Source organism: Synechococcus sp. 63AY4M2 (assembly GCF_002760475.1).
Classification (GTDB): domain Bacteria; phylum Cyanobacteriota; class Cyanobacteriia; order Thermostichales; family Thermostichaceae; genus Thermostichus.
The window spans coordinates 1-1,554 of record NZ_AXUX01000003.1; the positions used below are offsets into that span (position 1 = coordinate 1).

The following is a 1,554-nucleotide window of genomic DNA, read 5'->3' on the forward strand; positions in this document are numbered from 1 at the left end:
TACGCAGCAGCTCCAGCCACTCACCCATCAGGGCGACTTGGCTAGCAGTAGGGCGCAAGCGGTACTGGTAAGCGGTTCTCATGATGAATGCATTGTACCTGTTGAACGCTCCCGCCTCTCATCCCGACTCTGACCGGCCCGCCCCCCCTATATCCCCCCGTATACGGGGGGACTGGGGGGCTGGGGGACTGGGATATAGGGGGGTACAGAGCGGGGCTTCCAGGACTACGTCCCGCTAGCGCGAACGGCGGATTAGCTAAAACTTGGCGCAACGTTTTCCCGGCGTCTCCCCTCGCCGCATCCCACCCTAGGTGAAGGTCTTCGGAAAACCTGTCTCCAAAGTCCTTAGGGATCCCCCCCTTTCCCCTACACTCAAGAGGGAGCTACCCTTAAGTTGGGAAATCGTCCAGATGGGCTATCGCCGCCGCGATTGGTTGGCCTACTGGCTGCTCAAGTGGCTGGTGGTCAACCCTTTATTTCGGGGACTGTATTTTGGCCGCACCTATGGCCAGGAAAACGTGCCGCGCCACGGATCCCTGATCATCGTCAGCAACCACGCCAGCCACTTGGATCCGCCGCTGGTGGCCAATGCGGTGCGCCGCCCGGTAGCCTTCATGGCCAAAGAAGAGCTGTTCCAGGTGCCGGTGCTGAAGCAGGTGATCCGGCTCTACGGGGCTTACCCGGTCAAAAGGGGAGGTGCGGATCGCAGCGCCTTGCGGGCCACAGAGGCAGCCCTGGCCCAGGGCTGGGCGGTAGGGATCTTTCTCAACGGCACCCGCACCCCCGATGGCCGCATCCCCCAGCCTCACCTGGGGGCAGCCTTGGTGGCAGCGCGCACCCAGACACCCTTGCTCCCCGTAGCCCTCTGGGGCACCGAGAAGGTGCTGCCCAAGGGATCCCGCTGGCCGCGCTTGTTTTGCCCCATCACGGTGCGCATCGGCAGGCTGATCCCCCCGCCGGCTTCCAGCGACAAAGCTGAGCTGCAGCAGGCAACCGCGGCCTGCGTGGAGGCCATCCATGCCCTCCTGGATCAGGGGCGCTGAGGGGCAATCAGAGTATCTTGAGCAACCAGATACTCGGCCACCGGCTTTCCCCCCAAGATGTGCTCTTGCAGCACCCGCTCTATCACCGGCGGCGTGGCCGAGTGGTACCAGAACCCGCCGGGGTACACCAACAACACCGGCCCAGGAACACCGTAGTTGCAGGCCCGCAGACAATTGGCCTTGGTGCGGTTGACGCGCAGAGGGCCCACGCCCGCCAGCTCCAGGTTCAACTGCTGGATCCGCAGCCTCAGGTATTCCCAGGCTTCCAGCCCCACCGCCTTTTCACAGCACTTGGGCTTGGTCTGGTCGGCGCAGAGGAACAGATGCCAATGGTAAGACGGAATCGGATCCGGCTGAGGTTCTGCAGATGGGCTTGCCGGCGTGGGAAGGGGAGCGGAAAGCTGGGTCATGTGAGGATCCGTGTCTGATACATTTACGCTGAACACTGCTGAGCATTACTGCTCAGCGGTGAAGCGATAGCATTCTGTCCGTTTCCGTTGTCACTACGCGA

Annotated in this window: 3 protein-coding genes; 1 reads left to right on the plus strand and 2 read right to left on the minus strand. The window is 62.6% G+C overall.

The genetic code is table 11. From position 1 onward, the window contains the following. The coding region (locus SYN63AY4M2_RS14485; protein WP_346426070.1) for a helix-turn-helix domain-containing protein at window positions 1-82 on the minus strand (82 nt) is incomplete at its 3' end. Between the two features lie 328 nt (window positions 83-410). Here SYN63AY4M2_RS14485 and SYN63AY4M2_RS13575 point away from each other — a divergent pair. After that, window positions 411-1,043, plus strand: a complete 633-nt coding sequence (locus SYN63AY4M2_RS13575) for a lysophospholipid acyltransferase family protein (protein WP_011429237.1) — start codon at window positions 411-413, stop codon at window positions 1,041-1,043. On the opposite strand, the gene SYN63AY4M2_RS13580 is transcribed toward SYN63AY4M2_RS13575, so the two are convergent. Continuing rightward, window positions 1,031-1,453, minus strand: a complete 423-nt coding sequence (locus tag SYN63AY4M2_RS13580) for a ferredoxin (RefSeq protein WP_011429236.1) — start codon at window positions 1,451-1,453, stop codon at window positions 1,031-1,033. The genes SYN63AY4M2_RS13575 and SYN63AY4M2_RS13580 overlap by 13 nt on opposite strands. Window positions 1,454-1,554: the final 101 nt, after the last annotated feature.

Coding starts and splice junctions, on each gene's coding strand:
- SYN63AY4M2_RS13575 (WP_011429237.1), top strand. CDS start 411: ATGGGCTATCGCCGCCGCGATTGGTTGGCCTACTGGCTGCTCAAGTGG.
- SYN63AY4M2_RS13580 (WP_011429236.1), bottom strand. CDS start 1,453: ATGACCCAGCTTTCCGCTCCCCTTCCCACGCCGGCAAGCCCATCTGCA.